Source organism: Streptomyces sp. NPDC056161, assembly GCF_042268025.1.
Lineage (GTDB): Bacteria > Actinomycetota > Actinomycetes > Streptomycetales > Streptomycetaceae > Streptomyces.
The window spans coordinates 142,466-163,402 of the sequence record NZ_JBHJUV010000013.1; the positions used below are offsets into that span (position 1 = coordinate 142,466).

A 20,937-nucleotide genomic window follows, 5' to 3' on the forward strand; every position below is an offset into this window, starting at 1 on the left:
CCGCCGCACCTGCCGGGGGTGCGGTGGTCTCGGCACGCGAGGCGCCGGCGAAGGTGTGCACCCCGGCCGCCCGGCCGACGGGGACCCACGGCTACGACGGCCATGACGGCCACGACGGCGAAGGCGCCGGGACAGATCATCGGGTGCCGGGTGTTGGATTAGTATCGATTTCGTGTCCCGTGCGCTGCGCCCGTCCGACGAGCCCGAGGATCCGGCCGAGCTGGCCCGGGCCCACCGCCCCCAGTTCCTCGCGCTCATGCTGCTGGGATTCACCGTCTACCAGCGGCCCTTGGCGATGGCGACGGGCTCGGTCATCGGCGTCCTGGCCGACTTCGACATCTCCAGCCACGCGGTGCGCGCGACACTCAACCGCATGACCGACCGCGGCCTGCTGACCCGGGTCAAGCGCAGTCGCGAAGTGTTCTACGCGCTCACCGCGCACGGGTCCGCCGTCCTGGCCGACGGCCACGCGGCCGCCCATGAGCCGCCCGACCGGGAGTGGGACGGGTCCTGGACGGTCCTGGGGTTCACGGTGCCCGAGGACCAGCGGGCCGTGCGTCATCAACTGCGCTCACGGCTGACCTGGCGGGGCTTCGGCCTCCTGCGCAACGGCATGTGGATCGCGCCGGGCCAGGTCGATGTGGAGGAACTGCTCTCCGACCTGCGGATCGACCCGGCCATCCGGGCCTTCACGGCCACGCCGGTCCCGCCGACCGACAACGCACAGCTCATCAGCGACGCTTTCGATCTTGAGGCGATCGCGTCCAGGTACCGGACGTTCATCGCCCGCTGGGAGAAACCCGACCCGGCCGATGTCGCGGGGGCGAGCACACTCACCCGCATACTGCTGCTACAGAGCGAGTGGGCCCAGATCGCCCGCGCGGACCCGCGGTTGCCCGTCTCGCACCTGCCGCCGGACTGGCCGGCGACCTCGGCCTTCCGCCTGTACCACAAGCTGCACGACGACTTGGAACCGCAGGCCAGGCAGGAGTGCGCGAGCCGTACCCGGCTGATCGACACCGGTCCTGGGTCCGTCGGGTGACATCGGCTTCGGCCGCCGTCACCGGACCACCGGACAGTCACACCCCTGCCGCCGGTCGTCCGCACGCACCGGACGAGCACGCCCCGCCCCGTCCCCGTCGTACGCCCGCCACCGCCACGTGTTCAGAAGTCCGCCGGACCGATCGAGAGGTAGGTGGCGGGATCCTCGCGCATCCGGCCCGCCAGGAAGGACGCCTCGCCCGGCAGCCGGTCGAGGCAGTGGCGTGCGAGCGCCAGCCTGGTGCTCGGGCGCGTGCCCGTCTCCCGCCCCGGCGCGGACGCGGCGGCTTCACCGACGGCACGGGTGATGCGCAGCGCCATCCAGCCGAGGACGACCGCACCGAACAGGTGCAGGTAGTCCACGGCCGCCGAGTCGGCCCGAGCGGGTTCCTCCGCCACGGCCCGGCTGATCCAGTCCGTCGCGTCGGTCAACTCCCGCAGCGCCTGCTCCAGTTGCCTTCCGGCCGCCGCGTCCGTCCGGGGATCCGCCACGTCCGTCCGTAGATCCGCCACGTCCGTCCGGGCATCCGCCGCGCCCGTCCGGAGATCCGCCACGTCCGTCCGGGCACCCGCCGCGTCGGCCGCGATCCGGGCGAAGAGGTCGGCGACCGTGCGGCCGTCGTCCAGGCGCAGCTTGCGCTTGACGAGATCGGCGGCCTGGACGGGTGTGACGCCCTCACCGATCGCGGCGACCCGCACGTCCCGTACGAACTGTTCCGCTCCGGTGTCCCGCACATAGCCGTGACCGCCGAAGACGCGCTGGGCGTCCACGGTGTTGTCGTACGAGCGCTCGGCGGTCACGCCCTTCACGACCGGCCCGAGCAGTGCGGCGAGCTGGCCCGCGGCCCGGCGCTGACCGGGGTCGGCGGCCCGTTCGGCGAGGTCCACCTGTAGGGCGAGGAACAGGACGAGGGCGCGGGCCGCTTCGTTGAACGAGCGGATCCGCCACAGCAGCCTGCGGACGTCCGGCTGCTCGATGATCGGATCGGGAGCGGTGTGCGGGTCGCCGCCGGGCCGCCTGCCCTGGCGGCGCTCGCGTGCGTACTGGGCGGCGTTCTGGTAGGCGATCTCCGAGATCCCGAGGCCCTGGACGGCGGTCATCAGCCGCATGTGGTTCATGAGCACGAACATCTCGGCCAGACCGCGGTGCGGCTCGCCGACGAGATGGCCGGTCGCGTCGTCGTAGCGCATGGCGCACGTGGGGCTGGCGTGGATCCCCGCCTTCTCCTCGATCCCCGTACAGGTGAACCCGTTGCGGGCGCCGAGCGAGCCGTCCGCGCCGACCAGGTACTTGGGGACCAGGAACAGGGAGAGCCCCTTGGCCCCCGACGGCGCCCCGGGCAGCCGCGCCAGCACGAAGTGCACGATGTTCTCGGCGAGATCGCTCTCGCCGCCCGAGATAAAGATCTTGTCGCCGCGGATCCGGTACGTGCCGTCGCCGGCGTCGGCCGCCGTGGTGCGGATGAGGCCGAGGTCGGTGCCCGCCTGGGGCTCGGTGAGCGCCATGGCACCGCTCCAGTCGCCGGCGACGAGATGCGGACCGTACGTCGCGCGCAGCGTCGGGTCGCCGTGGGCCATGAGCACGGAGGCATGGCCGAGATGGCTGGCGTGCATCGTGAACGCCGGATTGGCCGCCCAGAGGTATTCGAGGAACGCGAACCCCAGCACGTGCGGAAGTCCGCCGCCGCCCAGCTCGGTGGGGCCCGCCGCGCCGGGCCAGCCGTCGGCGACCAGCCTGCGGTACGCCTCGGGGAAGCCGGGAGGCGTGGTGACGGTGCCGTCGGGGTGGCGCACGCATCCCAGCCGGTCGCCGACCTGGTTGAGCGGATGGAGGGTGCGCTCGCTGAACTCGCCGACCTGCGTCAGCAGGTCATGGACCGTTTCCCTGGTCAGTCCGGCGAAGCCGGGCAGGTCGGCGAAGCGGTCGATGTGGAGCACGTCGAACAGGACGAAGGCGGTGTCCTGCACCGGTGCGCAGTAGGTGGTCATGATCCGGCTCCTGGGGTCGGCGTCGTACGGGGCGGGGCTCCGGATGTCCAGGGCGCTGGGCTGTGCCTGACGATCTGCCGCGACGCGGTTGTTCCGGGGCGGAGGCGCCGCACCGTCGGGTGCGCCTCGACCACCCGGTGCGCTGCAACCGTCTGGTGCGCCCCACAGATCCCGAAGCGTCACGGCGGGATCATGCCGACAGGGCAGACACCAGACATCGAACATTAGACATCTCCCTGCCGACCGTCAATATTGTGCTTACTCATGTCGGGGTGTGCCACCTCGTGACAGCCAGCCGCCACGATGGGCAAACCCTTTCCCTCGGAAACGCGAGCGGGCTCGTCCGCACCTGGACCATCGGGCTGCGCAAATCACCTGGACAACTCGATGCCAGCGCTCTGTTCAGCGAAGATGCCCGGCCGACTGTTGCCAGCCGTTTCTCGGCCGTGTACAGATGGGGGCTTAGAAAGCGCGTTCATGCGGGTCGCCGTTCCGACGGCGAGCGTCAAGAGTGTCCTGGCGCACGGGCACCCGAGGCGGACCGAATGGCCACTAAGTACTTTTACCTCCGAGGACGTAAGAGAGGGCCATGCGTAGATCGAGCCGACTCACCCTGACGGACGAGGATTTCACCGAACTCGGTGCGTGGGCGGAGGGCAGGAAGGACCGGGTTGTCCGGCTCGGAATCGTGCACGACGCGGCGGCGGGCCTGTCCGTCTCGCAGAGCGCCCGCAGACTCGGCATCTCACGCCCGACGGTGACGGCCTGGCGGCGGCGTTATGCCGCGCACGGCCTGGCCGGGCTGGAACACCGGCCGCGCAGCGGACGCCCGGCGCGTATCGACGAGGCCGACGTCATCGCCGCGACGCTGGCCGGTCCGCCCGCGCCCCAGGCCACCTGGTCGGCCCGCGCGCTCGCCGACCACCTGGGGCTCTCGCACACCGCGCTGGGCAAGGTGTGGCAGCGCTGGCGGATCCGGCCCGGTGCCGGTGACGTGTCCCTGCTGCTGCCGGTCGACCCGCCCCTGCCGTGCAGGCGTGCGGAGTTGCTCGCGGCGGGGTCGGCGGCGAAGGGCGCGGCCTTCGTGGTGATCGCCGAGGCCGTGCCCACGGGCCAGCCGCGGTTCGGCGGCGCGACGGCCGAGGAGCGGCAGATGCGCTACGCGGCGCTGACCGCCGTCATGCGCCGGACCCAGCCGGGCGAAACGGACCAGGCCAGAGGGCCGCGACTCGGCACCGGCGCACCGTCAGGAGGGCCGCCGCTCGGCACCGGCGCACCGTCAGGAGGGCCGCCCGGGACGGCCGGGCCCGCGGCAGCGCTCGTCCCGGCGTTGCCGCCGGCGGTCGCCGTGCACTGGGCCGCGCGCCGGCTGCACCTCATCACCTGGGGCGACGCACCGGTTCCCGCCGGGCTGCCGGTGGGCGTGCGGCAGCACACCGCGCCTGCCGCCATGAGTTGGGTCGCGACGATCTGTCTGATGGCACAGCTCGAACTCCAGCACCATCCGCACGCGGCACGCATAGCCCTGGACTCGCTGGCCGACGCGGCCCGGGAGCTGTCCAAGGGGTCGCCGGGCGCGCCGTTCCGGTGGGTGCGCGAGGCCCGGCGGGAGGCACCGGCCGGCCGGCGTCCCGTGCACCGCGCGTTCGACCAGATGGCGTTGGGCTCCTTCAACGAGAAGCTGGTGATCGAGTCCGTCCGGGTCAACAGGTCCCTGAGCCGGGTCGAGATCGCGGAGCGCACCGGGCTGACCCCGCAGGCGGTCTCCCGGATCACCCGCAACCTGCTCACCACCGGCTTCCTGCTGGAGGAACCGCGCCGCACGACGGGCAAGGGCAAGCCGCGGATACCGCTGATGCTGCGGCCGGACGCGGCCTGCGCCATCGGCATCCACGTCGACCCCGAGAAGATCACCCTTGTCCTGGTGGACTTGTGCGGCAGCGTACGGGCCAGACGGTCCCTGGACATCACGGAGCGGAGCGACCCGCACTCGTGCCTGGAGTGGATGAAGACGGCGACGGCACAGACCATCGACACGGCGGGCCCGATCGGGGCGAAGCTCCTCGGCGTCGGGATCGCCGCGCCGGGGCCGCTGGACGTGCACGCGGGGGTCCTCCTCGACCCGCCGCTGTGGGCTGGCTGGGGCGAGGTCCCGCTGCGTACCGAGCTGAGCCGGATGCTGAACCTGCCCGTGCTCCTGGAGAAGGACGCGACGGCGGCCACCATCGGCGAGCAGTGGCTCGGCGCCGGGGAGAGCGCGACCGACTTCGTCTACCTCTATCTCGGAGCGGGGGCGGGCAGCGGGGCGTTCCTCAACGGGGACGTGTACCGCGGTGCGTCCGGCAACGCCGGTGAGTTCGGCGAGCTGACCGCCTACGCCCTCAAGCGGGTGACACCCGACGGCGGCCCCGAGATGGTGCCCGAATGCGCCCCGATGTCCGCGGTGGTCGCGCGGGCCCTGGCGGCGGGGCTCCCCCTGCCGGACGGCGCCGCCAGGTACGACGCGGTGTGCCGGGCGGCGGCGCAGGGCGACGCCCGCGCCGTCGGCGCGATCCGCGACGTGGCGGGGATCGTGGCCCGGGGCGCGGTCGCCATGACGGATCTGTACGACACCGACCTGATGATCGTCGGCGGTCCCGCGGTCCCGCCCGAAGTCGCCGAGCTGTACCTGTCGGAGATTTCCACCGCGGTCAATCGTTTCCCGATGGCCCGCCGGGTCCGCACCGTACGGGTGACGTACTCCACGCTCAGTGCCTCCGCGGCCGCCGTGGGCGCCGCGGCGGGCGTCTTCCACACGACCCTCGCCCCCCGTCTGCGCACACACAGCGGCGGCGCACCCGCTCCGGCCCGCCCGACCACGACGGCCGGCGCCGGAGTCCCGCACCGGCCGCTGACGACCGCACCGTTCACCACTTTCTTTCACCCCACCCCGACGAGGGAGACGACGCGATGACTTCGCCGCGCCCCATGCCCGCAACGCCCGCCGCCCCGCCCTCGGAACCCGACGGTGACCCGGGTGACCCGGGTGACCTGGGCGACCCGGGCCATCCGCGCCTGACCCGGCTGTTCCCGCCGTCGTCGGTCGCCGCCCGCATGCCCAGGATCGGGGAGTGGAGTCCCGTACCGCCGGCGGCGGACCCCCGGTGGCGGGCGGTCGGCCAGGGGCCGCGGCAGCGGGTCCTGGCGGCGGCCACGGCCTCGCTCGGCCGGCCCTGGCCCGCGCTTCCCGCCTCGTTGTTCGCCCGGTTCGCCCGCGACGGCGACCGCTCCGAGTACCAGGCCGGGTCCTTCGCGCGGCGCGCGCGGCTCGGGTGGGCCGTCCTGGCCACCGCGCTGGCCCACGAGGAGGACCGCAAGGACGCGTTCGCCGACGAGGTGATGGACGGCGTCTGGGCCCTGTGCGAGGAGACGACGTGGTCCCTCCCCGCCCACGACTTCCGGGTCCTCGGCCCGCAGCACGGGTTGCTGCCCGACCCCGACCGGCCCACCCTGGACCTCGGTGCCTCGGGGACGGCCGTCCTGCTCGCCCTCACGGACGCCATCGCGGGCGACGAACTGGACCGGCGGGATCCGCTGGTGCGCCGACGGCTGCGCCGGGAGGTCTCCGCCCGCGTCCTGCGGCCGTATCTGGAGCGGGACGAATGGGGCTGGTACGACGGCACGACAGCCAAGCTCAACAACTGGAACCCATGGATCCACTCCGAGTTGCTGCTGGCCACCGCGCTGACCGAGGAGTCCGACCAGCGCCGTACCGCCCTGGTGTGCCGCATCCTCCAGGGACTGGAGAACTATCTCCGCGCGCACCCGCGGGACGGCGGCTGCGACGAAGGGCCGCACTACTGGTGGCGCGCGGGCGCCAGCCTCTTCGAGTGTCTGGAGACCCTCACCTCGCTGCTGGGCACCGACGACGGCGTCTTCCGCCATCCGCTGGTCCGCGCCATGGCCCGGTACCCCGTGGCCACCTGGATCGGCGACGGATGGGCCGTCAACTTCGCGGACGGCCCGGCCCGGCCACGCGAGACGACGCCCGCGCTGCTGTACCGGTACGGCCGCCGCACCGGTCAGCCGGAGGTCAGCGCGCACGCCCGCGCGCTGCGCGCGGACGGCGACGCGGCGCTCCCGGCGTCCGGTGCGCCGTTCGACCTGCGGCGCGTCGCGGACGCCCTGCTGGACACCGACTGGTACGCGGAACCGTCCGCACGGTCCCCGCTGCCCGAACACACCTGGCTGCCGGACACCGAGGTCCTGGTCTCCCGCGCGCGTCCGGGCACCACGCGGGGCCTGCTGGTGGCGGCCAAGGGCGGCCACAACGACGAGAGCCACAACCACAACGACGTCGGTACCTTCATCGTCGCCCTCGACGCCCGCCCGCTGCTCATCGACGCCGGAGTGGGCACCTACCGCAGGGAGACGTTCAACGCGGAGCGTTACGGAATCTGGTCGATGACCAGCGAGTACCACAACGTGCCGCACGTCGACGGCATCGGTCAGCAGCCGGGGTCCCGCTTCCGGGCCGTGTCCGTCGCGGCCCGCCACAGCCCCGCCATGGGCGAGCTGACCTGTGACATCGCCCCGGCCTACCCGCCGCAGGCCGGTCTGCGGCACTGGGTGCGCACCGTCCGGCTGGTGCGCGGCACCGATGAGCGCGTGGAGATCGACGACAGCTGGCAGTGCCGCACCCCGCCCGGCTCCCTGGCCCTGCACCTGCTCGTCGGCGGCAGTCTGACGGTCGGCCCGGAGGGCGGCGCCGTCGTCACCCCGCCGGACGGACGCGGACTCCACCTGCGCTGGGACTCCTGCGCGTTCACCGCCGAGACGGAGACCGTCCCGCTCACGGACCCCGCGTTCACCAGGGTGTGGGGACCCGCGGTCCACCGGCTGGTCCTCACCGCCCGCCGGCCCGCGGCCGAGGGCCGGCACCGGCTGACGGCCCAGCCGCTGTCTTCCTGACGAACGGTCAATACGCGTACCCGTCGCGCGCCGCGGACTGTCCCGTCGTCCGGCGGCGCACGCGGCCGAAGACCTGTCCCGGACTGTAAAAGTATTTACGCCCCGCCCACCCGGTGAGGAACGGCGGTCCTGGGGCGTCGCACGACGCCGTCGGGCCGCGGACGCCGCCAGTTCACACCCCTGAAACGTCGGTGTCCCTGGAAGAAAACAACGTTTCCAGTCAACGGCACGCGCGGGCCGGGCAGTCCGAAAGTATTGACGTGACGCTGCCCGCTCCATTTGCTTGCTCCGGGAACCGGCACCCCGGCCCGGCACATGTTCTCGCGCCGGCCGGAGGAGCGCCGGGCCGGCGGTCCTCGTACCCGGGGACCGTTCCTGCCGTACCGCCGCACGTCCGTCGACTCCGTTCCCCCACAGAGGAGTTCCCCATGCAAGCGCAGTTGTCCAGACGCTCAGCGATCGTCAGTGGTGCCCTCGTCGCCGCCGGACTGCTACTGAACGGCACCCCCGCCTCGGCAGCCGTCCCCGGCGAGTCCAACGGAGGGGTGCGCGTCATGCCGCTCGGCGACTCCATCACCGATGGATTCACCCCCTACCCCGGGGGCTACCGGGTCAGACTCTGGCAACTCCTGGCCGCCGGCGGCTACACGGTCGACTTCGTCGGATCCATGACCAACGGCCCGGCCGAACTCGGCGACCACGATCACGAGGGTCACTCCGGCTGGCGCATCGACCAGCTCGACGCGAACATCGACACGTGGCTCGCCCAGAGCGACCCCCGCACCGTCCTGCTGCTCATCGGCACGAACGACCTGAACCAGAACTACGACATCGCGAACGCGCCCGGACGTCTCTCCGGGCTGATCGACCACATCCGGACGGCGAAGCCGCGCAGCGAACTGTTCGTGGCCACCGTCCCGCCGCAGTCCAACGCCACCCTCGAAAGCCGGGTCAGGGCGTACAACGCCCAGCTTCCCTCGGTGGTGTCCTCGAAGGGACCCCGGGTCCACCTGGTGAAGATGTACGACGCGCTCACCACCGCCGACCTCGCGGACGGCATCCACCCCACCAAGGCCGGCTACGACAAGATGGCCGCCGTCTGGTACGCCGCCCTCCGCGCGGTGCCCTCCGCCCTCACTCCGCTCCGGGCGAGGCACACGACGGCACGCTGAGCGCCGCACACTTCCCGCAGCACCACACACTTCCCGCGGCACCGCACACTTCCCGCAGCACCACACACTTCCCGGCGTCCGACGGCCCCGGCCTTCCATGACATCAGGCCGGCGGCCCGGATCCGACCGCCTCCGCCGGGCCCCTCCCCGACCGCCCGGTCCGATCAGACAGAGGACTCGCATGAGCGAACGAAACCACTCCCGACGGACATTCCTGCGTGGTGCGGGCGCCGTAGGCGTCGGCACGGCGGTATGGGCCGGGGCGGGCAGCCTCTCCCAGGCCGGCGCGGAGCCCGTCGCCGCCGCCGGCTCCCGCACCGCGGCGGCGGCCGGGGTGAAGGGCAAGGTCTACGTCGGCTACCAGGGCTGGTTCGCCTGCACCGGTGACAACTCCCCCATCAACAAGTGGACGCACTGGGCCGCGGGCACCGCGCCGTCCCCGGGCAACCAGACCTTCGAGCTGTACCCGGACATCTCGCTCTACCCGGCGTCGGGCCTGTACCAGACGGGTTATGCGAATCTCGGCAACGGCAGTCCGGCCAAGCTGTTCAGTTCGTACTCGACCGCCGTGGTCGACCAGCACTTCAAGTGGATGCAGCAGTACGGCATCGACGGCGCGGCCCTCCAGCGTTTCGGCAGCGACATCGTCGCCACCGACCAGCCGCGCTTCCAGCAGCGCAACGACATCCAGTCGAAGGCACGGGACGCCGCGCAGAAGTACGGACGCGGCTTCTACGTCGAGTACGACATCAGCGGCCTCAGCGACACCAACCTCGTCGCGACGCTCCAGAACGACTGGACGAACACCATCACCGGGTCCCTGGGACTGACCAACTCGGCGTCGTACACACGCGAGGGCGGCAAGCCCGTGGTCCACCTGTGGGGCCTCGGCGTGAGCAACCGGCCCGGCACCGTGGACGGTTGCCTGCAACTCATCAACTGGTTCAAGAGCAAGGGCTGCTACGTCATCGGCGGGGTGCCGCGCGGCTGGCGCACCGACTCCAACGCCAAGCCCGGCTTCGGCCCCGTGTACGCGGCGCTCGACATGGTCTCCCCGTGGAACGTCGGCAACTCCACCGTCGACCAGCAGCTGTTCAACGACGACATGGCCAAGCTCAAGGCGAACGGACAGGCGTACCAGCCGGTCATCTACCCGGGCTTCGCCTGGTCCAACTGGAAGGCCGGATCCCCGAAGAACGAGATCCCGCGCAAGGCGGGGAACTTCATGTGGCAGCAGGCCGTCGCCGTCGCCCGCTGCGGCACCACCTCCGCCTTCATCGCGATGTTCGACGAGTACGACGAGGCCACCGCCATCGCACCGGCCGCGACGGACGCCTCGCAGATTCCCGCGAACCAGTACTTCCTGACCCTCGACGCCGACGGCACCCACGTCTCGTCCAACTTCTACCTGCGCCTGGCCGGCGCGGCCACCAAAATGATCAACGGCTCCTCCCCCATCGGCACCACCGTTCCGATCCCGCCGGTCGGCTGATCCCCCGACGCCACCGGACGAGGCGCACCGGGGCACGAAGAAAGTACGCCGCCTGAGGCGGCGGCCGAGGGGCGGCGGTGGTTTCCATCGCCGCCCCTCGGAGTGCCGGCATCGCCCCTCGCGGTGCCGAAGTGCGGGAGCGTCACCGGGTTTCCCGGCACGCGGCCCGCCCGGTCAGGGTGAACCTGCTTCGAGGTCCGGCCGTGCCGGGGCGGCACGGGAACGCGGCCGGACAGTACCGGTCCGAGGACCCCGCGGGTCGGAGGGTCGAGAAGTCGGGGGGAGTCAGCAGGTCGCACCCTCAGGGGGCCAGGGGGGTCAGGACGACGCCGAGGGCGGCGAGGATCTCCGCGAGGTCGGTGTGCCGCCGGGCACGGAAGCGGTCCTTGCGGAGTCCGCCGCCGGCCCAGCTGTCGCAGAAGAGGGCTCGGCGCGCCCTGGGCAGGGTGTTGTTCCAGATCGAGGCGCGGGCGACGATCTTCAGTACGGGCCGCTGCGGGGCCACGACGCCGGGCGGAGCGGCCTGGACGTGGGGATGGCTGCTCACCGCCGCCCTCCTTTCATTAGTGCTCCTTGCGTACGTTAGAAGTTGTAACACACATGCTCCGCGACAGTCAATCGCGCCCGTTACATCATCTAACCAGAGCGAGTGGAAGGTCTGCTCATGGCTGCCATCACACAGCGCCCGGCGGATCCGCGGATGGAAAGGCCGGAGCTGACGAGTGAACACCCACCATACGAAAGAGGGTTGAACACCGAGCACGGTTCCATGCTCGGTGTTCAACCGGACGATCACGCGTCGCGCGGCCACCCGGGGCAGATCAGCCGGCGGGCGGCGGGCCGTAGAGCTGTGCGGGGTCGCCGGAGAGCGCGGCCTTGACGAAGCGGCTGGGGTCGTCGACCAGCACCTCGATGGCTCCGGCCTGCACACCGTCGAGGCCGGCTCGTGCGACCTCGACCGGGTCGATCTTGGGCGCGTCCTGCCCGGCCATCATGTCGGTGTCCGCCGCGGCCAGGTGCACCCCCTGGACGAGGATGTTCCGGCCGGCGAGTTCCACCCGTACGCCATTGGTCATGTTCCACTCCGCGGCCTTGGCCACGGAGTAGGAGCCCGATCCCTGGGGGGTGGCGACCCACGACAGTACGGACAGGATGTTCACGATCGCTCCGCCGCCGTGCGAGGCGAGGTGCGGGGCGAAGGCGCGGATGACCCGGAGCGTGCCGAAGAGGTGTGTCTCCAGGTCCCGCCTGATCTCGTCCAGGTCATCGGTCAGGAGCCGCGCCCGGGTCGCGATGCCGGCGTTGTTGATCAGCAGCGTGACGTCCTGCGCCGCCGCGGCCGCGTCCGTGATCGACTTCTCGTCCAGCAGGTCCAGGTGGAGCGGCGTGACCCGCGGGTCGAGGGTGTCGACCAGCTCGGGGCGGCGAGCGGCGGCATAGACCTTCCTGGCCCCGCGGGCCAGCAGCTCGTCGACGAAGTGCCGGCCGATCCCGCGGTTGGCTCCGGTCACGAGCGCGGTGGAACCGGAAATGTTCATGATCATTCCTCTCAGCGGGCGGCTCGGGTCGCTTCCGCCCCGCGCCGCCTAAGCTAAGAGTTGACGTTGACGTCAAGGGCAAGTCGAGAAGTGCGGCACCACCGGTGAGAGGAGTCACGATGCGGATCGGAGAGCTGGCCGACGAAGCCGGGGTCAGTACGCGTGCGCTGCGCTACTACGAGGAGCAGGGCCTGCTGCATCCCGAGCGCACGAGCAGCGGTCAGCGGGTCTACCCGGAGTCGGCCGTGCGGCGCGTGGAACTCATCCGGCAGCTCTACACGGCCGGTCTCGGCAGTCGCCTGATCGCGGCCTTCCTGCCCGCCGTCGACGCCCGCCAGGTCGGCCCCGAACTGCTGCAACGTCTGCTCGACGAACGCGCCCGCATCCAGCAGAAGGCCGCCGAACTACAGGAGGCGGGCCGCCGGCTCGACCTGGTGATCGGTCTCGCCACGCACCCGGATGCCACGTCGTGTCCGGCCTCGCTCGACGAGGCGCCGACGCGGGAACCCGCCTCGGCGCGTGGTTGACCCCCGCACGGCGGGCGTGCGGGCAAGGGGTACGGGCAGGGCTCTGTTCGCGGTTCCGCGCGAACAGGGCCCCGGTATGTGTGCCGACCTGGTGGACGGCGGCACATGTGACATGTGCCGTCCCCGCCGGCGAGATGTGTTCCGTACCACTGGAGACTACTGGGGACTTACTGGGGACTTACTGGGGACTACTGGGGACTACTGGAGACCGAAGGCCCGGATCAGGGTCTGGCTCACGGTGTTTCCTGCGGTGTCCCGCGCGGTCGTGCGCAGACTCGCGTACCGGGCGCCGGACGGTGCGTCGAGCAGTGCCCGCCGGCTGCCGTCCGTGCCGTGCAGCGGCGCCGGGTGCCAGGTGGTCCCGTCGTCGTAGGAGACGTCCACCGCGACGGTGCGGACCGGGGCGGCGCCGGTGGCACCCTTCAGGTGGGACGCGGTGACGGTCAGCTCGGTCCGCCGGTGCGCCCGGCCGGACAGGTCGGTCGCCGCCGCGTAGTCGAGCTGGATGAGCGGCAGCGGCGCGAGGGTGGTGCAGTCGGTGGTGCCGGAGGTGAATCCCCATTCGGTGCGGGTCCGCGTCGAGTACGGCCTGCCCGGCAGATCCCGCTCGCCCGCCACGACGAGCCGGTACGGCCGCGGTTGCGGGGACAGTCCCTCCACGGTGACGATCCGTTCGTTGGCGTCCTCGCCGAGGAGTTCGTCACCCTGGTAGAGGGAGATCTTCGAGGTGTCGCCGTCGGCCCACACCACGCCCGCGTGGCCGCCCGAGTCGCCCCAGGCGGCCATCGTGGAGGTGCTGATGATGTCGCCGGTCCTGAAGGGAGCCTGGTGGGCACCGTCGTTGAGCATCCGCGGGTGGTGGAGGGGAGACAGCCAGGTCTCCGCCGTGACGCTGCGCGGCGCGTACGAGCGGACCGCGCCACGCTCGCCGAGGTCGGCGACGGATGTCTGTGCCGCCCACCGCGCGCCGGGATCCGCCGTGACCCACGAGGTGAGGCTCCCCTGGGCCGGGACCGGTGTCGACAGGGCGGCCAGCGCGACGTCGGAGCCGACGGCCAGGTCCGCGCGGACTTCGCGGGCCTCCGACTGCCGGGTGTCGCGGAACGACTCGTCGATCCGCGCCAGTTCACCGGTGTCGGGGCGGTAGGACGGATCGCGCGGGACGGCGCCTTCGTGGTGCTGGAGAAGGTCGTACAGGTAGCGCGGGTGCGGGTGGGACACCACTGTCAGCGTCGCCTGGCCGGGCTTGCTGATCCGGCTGAGCAGCCGGGTGCTGTCGTCGGTGCCGAGCGAGGCGACCGGCAGCGGGGCGGCGCCGGCGAGGTCGGCCCAGGCGTCCAGTTTCCCGAAGCCGTCGTTGAGGATGAGCAGTTGCCGGGCGCCCGCCTGCGCCGCGGCAGGCACAGGCACAGGCACAGGCACCGGCACAGGTGCAGGTGCAGGTGCAGGTACGAGCACAAGAACCGGTGCCCGGTACCCTCACCGGTCCCGGTGCCGGTACCGGTACCGGCACCGGTACGCGATGCGGCTCAGGCCGATCGCAGGCAGAAGGGGTGTCCGGCCGGGCTGGCATAGACCCGGCCGCCCTTGTGCGCGGCAGGGTCGACGTCGTCCGTGGGCCGCAGCCGACGCGCACCTGCCGCAAGCGCCAGCCGGTCCGCGGCCACGAGGTCGTCCGTCGTCAGATCGACGTGCATCTGCTGCGAGGCGTCCTCCGGCCATCGCGGCGGCACCTGCCCGTCGGCCAGTTGGATCACGAACACCGGGAACCCGTCGGTCCGCAGGAAGTGATGGGTCGCGGTCTTCGCGATCGTGCCGCCCAGCAGCCGGTGCCAGAACGCGCTCTCGGGTTCCAGTTCCGCAGCGTCGACGACCACCGCTCCGAGGTTGACGTTCATGCTGGTTCTCCGTTCTCCCCTGCCCGGTATCGACATCGGCGTCGCCATCGACGTCACACCACCGGGATGATGCCGCCGTCGACCCGGAACTCGGCTCCCGTGAGCCACTTCGCACGGCTGGACGCGAGGAACGCGATCATCTCGGCCACGTCCTCGGGATCGCCGGGCCGGCCCATCGGCACTTGCAGGTGATCCAGGATCTGCTGCCGCACCTCGGCCACACCGACGCCCTGCCGGTCGGCGACACGCCGAAGGTGCTCGACGGCGCCCTGGGTGGCCACGAAGCCCGGCAGGACACACACCACACGCACCCCGTGCTCGCCCACCTCGGTCGCCAGTTCCCGGCTGTAGGTGTTGAGCGCCGACTTCGCCGCCGCGTAGGACACTTCGGTGCGCTGCGGCAGACGGCTCGCGATCGACGAGACGTGCACGACCACGCCCGAGCCGCGCTCGACCATCCCCGGGACCAGAACCCGGTCCAGCCGCACGGCGCTGAGCAGGTTCATCTCCAGGTCCGCACGCCACGACTCGTCGGACCGCTCCAGGGTCGGCGCCTGGGCGGTCGCGGCGCCCGCGTTGTCGACCAGGACGTCCACCCCGCCCACGCTGTCGAGGACCCGTCGGCCGAGCTCCGCCACTCCTTGTTCCGTGGCGAGGTCCGCGGGGATGAAGGTGGCCGGCAGATCCTCCGGAGGTGTGCTGCGCGAGGCGGTCAGCACCGTCGCGCCCGCGGCGGCGAAGCGGCGGGCGGTCGCCTCGCCCAGGCCGCGGCTGCCGCCGGTGACCAGCACACGGAGGCCGCTGAGCCCCTCTTCCGGAACCGTCATGGAAGTGCTCCTCAAGTAAGGTGAACCCGACTCCGGAAACCATACATAAACGGAGTCCGATTCACCTTATGGAGGACTGTTGCCATCGTCACGTCCGCTGCGCGCTGACGCGCGGCGCAACCGCGAGGCGCTGCTGGCCGCGGCCCGGGAGGCGTTCCTCACCGGCGAGGCCGACGCCCACGTGGAAGAGATCGCCCGGCGGGCCGGAGTGGCGGTCGGGACGCTCTACCGGCACTTCGAGACCCGTGAAGCCCTGGTCGAGGAGGTCTATCGCCAGGAGGCCGACGAACTGTGCGCCGCACCCGCGCAGCTCCTCGACCAGAACGCCCCGGACGAGGCACTGCGGCACTTCCTGCTGCTGCTCGTGGAGCACGCGGCCGTGAGCAAGGGGATGGCGGTCGCGCTGGAGAGCATCATGGCGACGGACTCACCGATCTTCGACGACGCCCGTACGCAGATGGCAGCGGCCCTCGATCGCCTGCTCAAGGCGGGCACGGCGGCCGGCACCATCCGCGGCGACGTCAGCGGCCGCACGGTGCTGCGCGCGCTGGGGGGCATCTGCGGGATGCACACCACGGAGGGCTGGCAGGACGAAGCCGTGCAGATCACGGCGATCCTCTTCGACGGCCTGCGGTTCGGCGCGGGCAGCGCAGGCTGAGCCGACGCGGATCCCCTTGGCCGAGGCGGGTGACGGCCGCCGACGGGACCGGGGTCTGCCGCGGGGCGGGAAGCGTCCGTCCCAGGCGGGCGAGCGGGGACAGGGCCATCAGCGCCGGCGACAGCAGCATGCCGACGGCCGTCACCAGGAGGCTGGTGCGTGTCCCCCACGCTTCCGCGACGAAGCCGCCGAGCAGCGAGCCGAGCGGGGTCAGCCCCATGCCGACGAAGTTGATCGTCGCGGCCGCGCGGCCCTGCATCCCGTCCGGAGTGACGGTCTGCCGGACGGCCATGATCGTGACGTTCACCAGTTGGCTGAAGGTCCCGAAGACGAAGTTGACCGTGAGAAGCGCGGGAACGGTCACCGCGGAGGAGCCGTGCAGTGCGGGCACGAACAGGAACACGCCGTCGCCGAGTACCGCCGCGGTCACGAGCACAGCGCCGTGTCCGAAGCGGCCCGGCAGGCGAGCGGCCAGCAGCGAGCCGAGGAGCGCGCCCGGCCCGGTCGCCGCGAGCGCCAGCCCGACGGCGGTGCCCGACAGGTGCAGGTCCCGCGGCAGGAACAGCAGATAGACGGTCATCACCGCCGCGAAGAAGAACTGGAAGGCGGCTGACGCGAGGCACACGGTACGCAACGAGGTGTCGCCGGCGACGAAACGGAGGCCCTCGTGGATCCGCCGCCAGACCCGGGGAGCACGTTCCGGGTGTTCCGGGTGTTCCGGGTGTTCCGGGATGGATTCGCGGCGACCGATCCGTCGGATCGACAGGAACGACAGCGCGAAGAACACCGCGGCGGAGGCGGCGGCGACCGGCGCCGACAGCACGGACACCAACGCGCCGCCGAGGGCGGGACCGCCGATCTGCGCAGCGGACCGACTGCCTTCGAGCGCGCTGTTGGCCCGCACCAACTGATCGCGTCTCACCAGCCGTACCGAGGACGCCTGGTACGCCACGTCGAAGAACACGGACAGGGCCCCGACGGCGAAGGCGACCACGAGCAGCGCCGGCAGGCCGAGCCCACCGAGGAGGCCGGCCACGGCGGCGGCGCCCAGTGCCAGGGCCCGACCGGCGTCCGACAGCACCATCAGCGTGCGGGTCCGCCACCTGTCCACCCACGCGCCGGCGAAGAGGGACAGCAGCAGGATCGGCGCCTGCCCCACCGCACGCAGGGCGCCCAACTGGCCGGCGCCGGCGTCGAGCGTCAGGACGGCGAAGAGCGGCAGAACCACCAGACTCGCGTGTTCGCCCAGTTGGGAGGCGGTCTGGCCCACCCAGAGCCGGCGGAAGTCGCCGTCCCGCCACAGGCTTGACGGAAAAGGCCGACCGGAATCGGACACAGCGGTGGACGAAGACGGCACGGGGACCCCTGGGACGACCTAGGACGAGACCCGCCAACCGGCGCACGACAGGCGCACCGGCCCATTCGGGCAGCGGGAAGGGAAGGCTCGCTGTGCCGCGTCAAGGGCAGCACGCGATGACAGGCCGCGCACGGCCTCGAACGTCAACGCGTGCTCGGACGACCGACCATGTCTTCGCTCCTCGTGAGTCCTCGCTGCGCGAACAGTACCTCCCGCTCTGCGAGGCGCGAAAGGCGATTAAGGGCCGCGCAAGTGGCTGGAGGACTACGGCTGTTCACGCCGGAGTGTCGCGCGACGGCCTCGCCAGGACGCTCACCGAGCAGACCACGGCATGCGGCCCTGCACGCCGTCGCAGCATGCGGCCCTGCACGCGACGCCTCACACGACTCAGGCGTACGCGACCGCAAGGACCCCCTACAGGTCGAACTCCACGTGCTCCACATCCGTGAAGCGGACCTCCTCCAGGCTGCCGGCGCGGCGGCCGCTGTCCTGGAAGTAGACCTCCTTGAGCCCTTCGGCCGCGATCTGCTGCAACTGCTGGTCGCCGGCACCGGTCTGCTGGGCGTCGAAGAGGCGGGCCGCGTACCGCGGTGGCAGCGCGACGGTCAGGTGCCGGATGCGGGCGTCGTCGGTGGAGCCGATCGGCGCGGTGTAGCCGATCCGGGCCCGGGTGTCGATGACGATGCCGTCGGTCGTCACCGCCCGCTGCCGCGCCCTCGCCCGGACCTGCGGCTGCCACCTCTTCCGCACCTCGTTCTCCAGGCGTGCGGCGAGGTCCGGGCGCGGCTTCTTGATCTGGTTCTTCACGTACCGTTCGACGGTGCGCTGGGAGATCCCCAGCAGTCGGGCGACCGCCCTCGTGCCCTTGAGCTGCTTGACCAGGTAACGCATCTGCGCACCGGCCGACTTGGGGACGGGGCGGGTGAACGAGCGCTGCACCGCCTGGTCCAGGCCGTCCCCGAACATGGTCATCGCGGTCTACTCCCCGGTGTCCTTGGTGGTGACCTCGCCGGTCTTGATGTACCGGGCGAGATTGAGTTCCGGTGACTCGAACTGCTCCCGGACCCCCTCGCCCCACAGCACGGTCTGGGTGCCCTCGTGCTTGACCATGCCGGGTGAGACACCGAGCCGCCAGCCGCCCGGCAGCGGTTTGCCCGCCCGGTACGGCAGGAAGTCCAGCGGACCCGGCCCGTCGGCGGCGTACACCGCGCAGTCGGACAGGACCGCCACCGGGTACTGGCCGGTGAACGCCGCATGCTTGACGATCTTGCGGTGCATGTTGACCCGGGTGCGGGAGATGACCGCGGCCCGGATGTCCGGGCGCCAGGTCGGGCGTGCCAGGGCCCGCCACGGCTGCCCCGGCTTCCAGCCCTCGCCGCGGGGCCGCTCGCGCAGCTTGCCGATGCCGCCCTTAACCGTCGCCTTGACCGCGGCCACCACGACCGCCAGGTGCGGGTCGCGCAGTCTGTGGCCGTCCATCGCCTTCAGGAACTCCTCCGGCGGCACGTCGGCCGGCACCCCGAGGTCGGCCATCGTCGCCACGTACGCGTCACGCAGCCGGTTGTACCAGGCGTCCAGGTAACGGCCGTTCTCCTCGCGGACGTACGCCTCGACGGGATCGACGTCGAACCCCAGCTCCACCGCGTACGCCACCGTCGGCGTCGCGTACCAGGCAGGTCCCGTCGGCCGTTCACCGGACGGGGTGAACGGGCTGGGCAGCAGGCCCGAGTCCAGGTCCGCCCACTCCTTGCCGGCCTTCACCCGGGACAGGTCGACGTGGGACAGGTCGACCAGCCACGAACCGGGCAGCTTCGCGTCGAAGACCGGCTGTCGGACGTGTGCCGGCGCGCCGAGACCGACGATCACGCCGTTGGCACCCGCGGCGAAGGCCATGTTGACGTCGATGCCGACCAGGAACCGCTTCATGCATTCGGCGTCGGTGAGCGGACGCGCCCAGTCGTACGCCTCCTCCGCCAGGACCTCCGCCGGGGTACGGCGGTGGAAGCGGGGCAGGCCGGCCAGCAGCGGGTGGCCGTCGGGGACCTCGCAGGGCGCCGGGTCGACCGGGTCCGTGCCCAGCGAGCCGGGGTTGTGCTCGCTGTGCCGCTTGCCGTCCGCGTCCGGTTCGGACGCACGGGTCGGCGGGTGCAGGGCCGTCATCAGCTCCAGGCCGGTCACCGCGGTCGAGCCGCGCGGCGTCATGACCCGCGTCGCGTACACGCCCAGGAGCCGGGCGAGGTCGGCCGGCGGAAGCCCGGCGGCGCCGTCCCAGTGCCGGGCGTCCAGCGCGTGCCAGGACGGGACGCACAACTGCACGCACGAACGCTCCGCGCCACGTGCCGGGCGGTAGATCCGCGCCCACGGCCCGAACCCGCGCTTCGTCAACTTCCACTCGGCGCGCGCCAGTTGCCTGACGGCCCGGTGGTTCTCGGGCAGCCGGCCGGCGAGCCGTTCCTCCTCGGTGAGGGTCACCGGCAGGCCGTAGCGCTGGAGCGCGGTGTCGGTGAGCACGAGCAGGGGGTCGGCGTCCTTGCCCGGACCGGACAGCTTCGGCTGGCCCAGCCGCGCCTCCTTCAGCGTCCAGTCGACCAGGGCCGGGAGGGACTTCGCGGGTACGTCCAGGATCAGGCCGCCTACGCAGTACGCCACGACCTTCCCGTCCGCGTCGGCGTCCACGACCGCGAGCGGCCCGTTCTCGAACCGCGGATCGGCGTCGGCCGCACCCGGGGCGGCGGCCTTCTCCGTGTACTTCTCCGTGTACTTCGCCGTGTACTTCGCCGCGGTCTTCTTCGCACCGGGACGCGGCGCGGGCCTCGTCCGGGCGGAGTGCGAGCCGGCCGAACCGGCGGCCGCCGAACCCGGGGCCGTGGGCCTCTCGGCAAGCTGCTTCCCGCCGGAGTGCGGCGCGGTGGCGTGCGTCCGGGCGGGGTCCGGGTCGGCGTCGGCCGCACCCGGGGCGGCGGGATCGCCGCCGGGGCGCGGGACGGAGTGCGTCGGGACGGCGTCCGCCGCCACCGAGTGCCCGGGGTGCGGGGAGGTTCCGGTGGTGCGCGCCGCCGGGCGGGCGACGGCTCCGTCGGCCGTCTGCGGCCCGGCCCCGCCGACCACCGGCGCATACGTGTTCCACTGCGGCGCGGGGCGAGGCGCGTCGGAAAGCGCGTCGGAAGGAGTGGCAGGAGGAGTGGCGGGAGGCTCGGCGGAAGGAGTGGCGGAAGGCGCGGGATAGCGCCGGGCGAGCCCTTCGAGGAGCCGTCGATACGCGTCGCGGCGCTCGCCCCTGGGCTCGGCGCGGCCCGCCTCCCACGCCTGGATGCTCGGCACCCGCACCCCGAGGGCCTGTGCGACGGCCGCCTCGGTCAGCCCGGCCGCCTCACGCAGCCTGACCCGCTCGGCCGGGGCGGGCAGCACGGTGCCACCGTCGACCGCGGCGAGCAGCGAGTCGACCGCGGCGAACAACTCCTGCGGCTGGTCCGTCACCGGTGTTCCCC

16 protein-coding genes are annotated in these 20,937 nt (G+C 72.0%); 7 read left to right on the top strand and 9 right to left on the bottom strand.

From position 1 onward, the window contains the following. The first annotated feature begins 172 nt into the window (after positions 1-172). Positions 173-1,042, top strand: coding sequence for a PaaX family transcriptional regulator C-terminal domain-containing protein (locus ACFC09_RS14740; protein ID WP_376527465.1), 870 nt, complete (start codon positions 173-175; stop codon positions 1,040-1,042). Positions 1,043-1,164: 122 nt separating this feature from the next. Here ACFC09_RS14740 and ACFC09_RS14745 read toward each other — a convergent pair whose 3' ends face one another. After that, positions 1,165-3,030 (bottom strand): acyl-CoA dehydrogenase, encoded by a 1,866-nt coding sequence (locus ACFC09_RS14745; RefSeq protein WP_376527468.1) that lies wholly within the window; start codon positions 3,028-3,030, stop codon positions 1,165-1,167. A gap of 589 nt (positions 3,031-3,619) precedes the next feature. On the opposite strand from ACFC09_RS14745, the gene ACFC09_RS14750 reads away from it, so the two are divergent. The 4 genes from ACFC09_RS14750 (at position 3,620) to ACFC09_RS14765 (ending at position 10,644) form a co-directional block, all read left to right on the top strand. After that, positions 3,620-5,983 (top strand): ROK family protein, encoded by a 2,364-nt coding sequence (locus tag ACFC09_RS14750; RefSeq protein WP_376527471.1) that lies wholly within the window; start codon positions 3,620-3,622, stop codon positions 5,981-5,983. Beyond that, a complete protein-coding gene (locus ACFC09_RS14755; RefSeq protein WP_376527474.1) occupies positions 5,980-7,980 on the top strand; it encodes a heparinase II/III family protein in 2,001 nt (666 codons plus the stop codon). The genes ACFC09_RS14750 and ACFC09_RS14755 overlap by 4 nt, the downstream gene beginning before the upstream one ends. Positions 7,981-8,408: 428 nt before the next feature. Continuing rightward, positions 8,409-9,152: an SGNH/GDSL hydrolase family protein gene (locus ACFC09_RS14760; protein ID WP_376527477.1), complete on the top strand. Its 744-nt coding sequence runs from the start codon at positions 8,409-8,411 to the stop codon at positions 9,150-9,152. Positions 9,153-9,333: 181 nt separating this feature from the next. Beyond that, positions 9,334-10,644 (top strand): xylosidase/arabinosidase, encoded by a 1,311-nt coding sequence (locus ACFC09_RS14765; RefSeq protein WP_376527479.1) that lies wholly within the window; start codon positions 9,334-9,336, stop codon positions 10,642-10,644. 301 nt (positions 10,645-10,945) lie between these two features. On the opposite strand, the gene ACFC09_RS14770 is transcribed toward ACFC09_RS14765, so the two are convergent. After that, positions 10,946-11,191, bottom strand: a complete 246-nt coding sequence (locus ACFC09_RS14770; RefSeq protein ID WP_376527482.1) for a hypothetical protein — start codon at positions 11,189-11,191, stop codon at positions 10,946-10,948. A 274-nt stretch (positions 11,192-11,465) separates the two neighbouring features. Continuing rightward, on the bottom strand, positions 11,466-12,182 hold the full coding sequence (locus ACFC09_RS14775; RefSeq protein ID WP_376527485.1) for an SDR family oxidoreductase: 717 nt from the start codon (positions 12,180-12,182) through the stop codon (positions 11,466-11,468). A gap of 119 nt (positions 12,183-12,301) precedes the next feature. On the opposite strand from ACFC09_RS14775, the gene ACFC09_RS14780 reads away from it, so the two are divergent. Continuing rightward, complete coding sequence (locus ACFC09_RS14780) at positions 12,302-12,709, top strand: MerR family transcriptional regulator (protein ID WP_376527488.1); 408 nt, start codon at positions 12,302-12,304, stop codon at positions 12,707-12,709. A 198-nt stretch (positions 12,710-12,907) separates the two neighbouring features. On the opposite strand, the gene ACFC09_RS14785 is transcribed toward ACFC09_RS14780, so the two are convergent. From ACFC09_RS14785 to ACFC09_RS14795, 3 genes are all read right to left on the bottom strand, one after another. Further along, positions 12,908-14,119 (bottom strand): hypothetical protein, encoded by a 1,212-nt coding sequence (locus tag ACFC09_RS14785; RefSeq protein ID WP_376527491.1) that lies wholly within the window; start codon positions 14,117-14,119, stop codon positions 12,908-12,910. Between the two features lie 119 nt (positions 14,120-14,238). After that, positions 14,239-14,607 carry a VOC family protein gene (locus ACFC09_RS14790; RefSeq protein ID WP_376527494.1) on the bottom strand — a complete coding sequence of 123 codons (369 nt, stop codon included), beginning with the start codon at positions 14,605-14,607 and terminating at the stop codon, positions 14,239-14,241. Between the two features lie 53 nt (positions 14,608-14,660). Further along, positions 14,661-15,434, bottom strand: coding sequence for an oxidoreductase (locus ACFC09_RS14795; protein ID WP_376527497.1), 774 nt, complete (start codon positions 15,432-15,434; stop codon positions 14,661-14,663). Between the two features lie 79 nt (positions 15,435-15,513). Between ACFC09_RS14795 and ACFC09_RS14800 the strand changes: the two genes are divergently transcribed. Further along, positions 15,514-16,092: a TetR/AcrR family transcriptional regulator gene (locus ACFC09_RS14800; RefSeq protein WP_376527500.1), complete on the top strand. Its 579-nt coding sequence runs from the start codon at positions 15,514-15,516 to the stop codon at positions 16,090-16,092. On the opposite strand, the gene ACFC09_RS14805 is transcribed toward ACFC09_RS14800, so the two are convergent. The 3 genes from ACFC09_RS14805 to tap all read right to left on the bottom strand — a co-directional run bounded on the left by ACFC09_RS14805 (position 16,040) and on the right by tap (position 20,926). Beyond that, positions 16,040-17,449 carry an MFS transporter gene (locus tag ACFC09_RS14805; RefSeq protein ID WP_376527503.1) on the bottom strand — a complete coding sequence of 470 codons (1,410 nt, stop codon included), beginning with the start codon at positions 17,447-17,449 and terminating at the stop codon, positions 16,040-16,042. The two genes, ACFC09_RS14800 and ACFC09_RS14805, sit on opposite strands and share 53 nt — an antisense overlap. A 414-nt stretch (positions 17,450-17,863) precedes the next feature. After that, complete coding sequence (gene tpg, locus ACFC09_RS14810) at positions 17,864-18,421, bottom strand: telomere-protecting terminal protein Tpg (RefSeq protein ID WP_376527506.1); 558 nt, start codon at positions 18,419-18,421, stop codon at positions 17,864-17,866. A 6-nt stretch (positions 18,422-18,427) separates the two neighbouring features. Then, positions 18,428-20,926 (bottom strand): telomere-associated protein Tap, encoded by a 2,499-nt coding sequence (gene tap, locus ACFC09_RS14815; protein ID WP_376527508.1) that lies wholly within the window; start codon positions 20,924-20,926, stop codon positions 18,428-18,430. Positions 20,927-20,937 lie beyond the last annotated feature (11 nt).

What these genes read in the sequence shown, in the direction of transcription:
- ACFC09_RS14745 (WP_376527468.1), bottom strand. Translation starts at nt 3,030, where the DNA reads ATGACCACCTACTGCGCACCGGTGCAGGACACCGCCTTCGTCCTGTTC.
- ACFC09_RS14750 (WP_376527471.1), top strand. Translation starts at nt 3,620, where the DNA reads ATGCGTAGATCGAGCCGACTCACCCTGACGGACGAGGATTTCACCGAA.
- ACFC09_RS14755 (WP_376527474.1), top strand. Translation starts at nt 5,980, where the DNA reads ATGACTTCGCCGCGCCCCATGCCCGCAACGCCCGCCGCCCCGCCCTCG.
- ACFC09_RS14760 (WP_376527477.1), top strand. Translation starts at nt 8,409, where the DNA reads ATGCAAGCGCAGTTGTCCAGACGCTCAGCGATCGTCAGTGGTGCCCTC.
- ACFC09_RS14765 (WP_376527479.1), top strand. Translation starts at nt 9,334, where the DNA reads ATGAGCGAACGAAACCACTCCCGACGGACATTCCTGCGTGGTGCGGGC.
- ACFC09_RS14775 (WP_376527485.1), bottom strand. Translation starts at nt 12,182, where the DNA reads ATGAACATTTCCGGTTCCACCGCGCTCGTGACCGGAGCCAACCGCGGG.
- ACFC09_RS14780 (WP_376527488.1), top strand. Translation starts at nt 12,302, where the DNA reads ATGCGGATCGGAGAGCTGGCCGACGAAGCCGGGGTCAGTACGCGTGCG.
- ACFC09_RS14790 (WP_376527494.1), bottom strand. Translation starts at nt 14,607, where the DNA reads ATGAACGTCAACCTCGGAGCGGTGGTCGTCGACGCTGCGGAACTGGAA.
- ACFC09_RS14795 (WP_376527497.1), bottom strand. Translation starts at nt 15,434, where the DNA reads ATGACGGTTCCGGAAGAGGGGCTCAGCGGCCTCCGTGTGCTGGTCACC.
- tpg (WP_376527506.1), bottom strand. Translation starts at nt 18,421, where the DNA reads ATGACCATGTTCGGGGACGGCCTGGACCAGGCGGTGCAGCGCTCGTTC.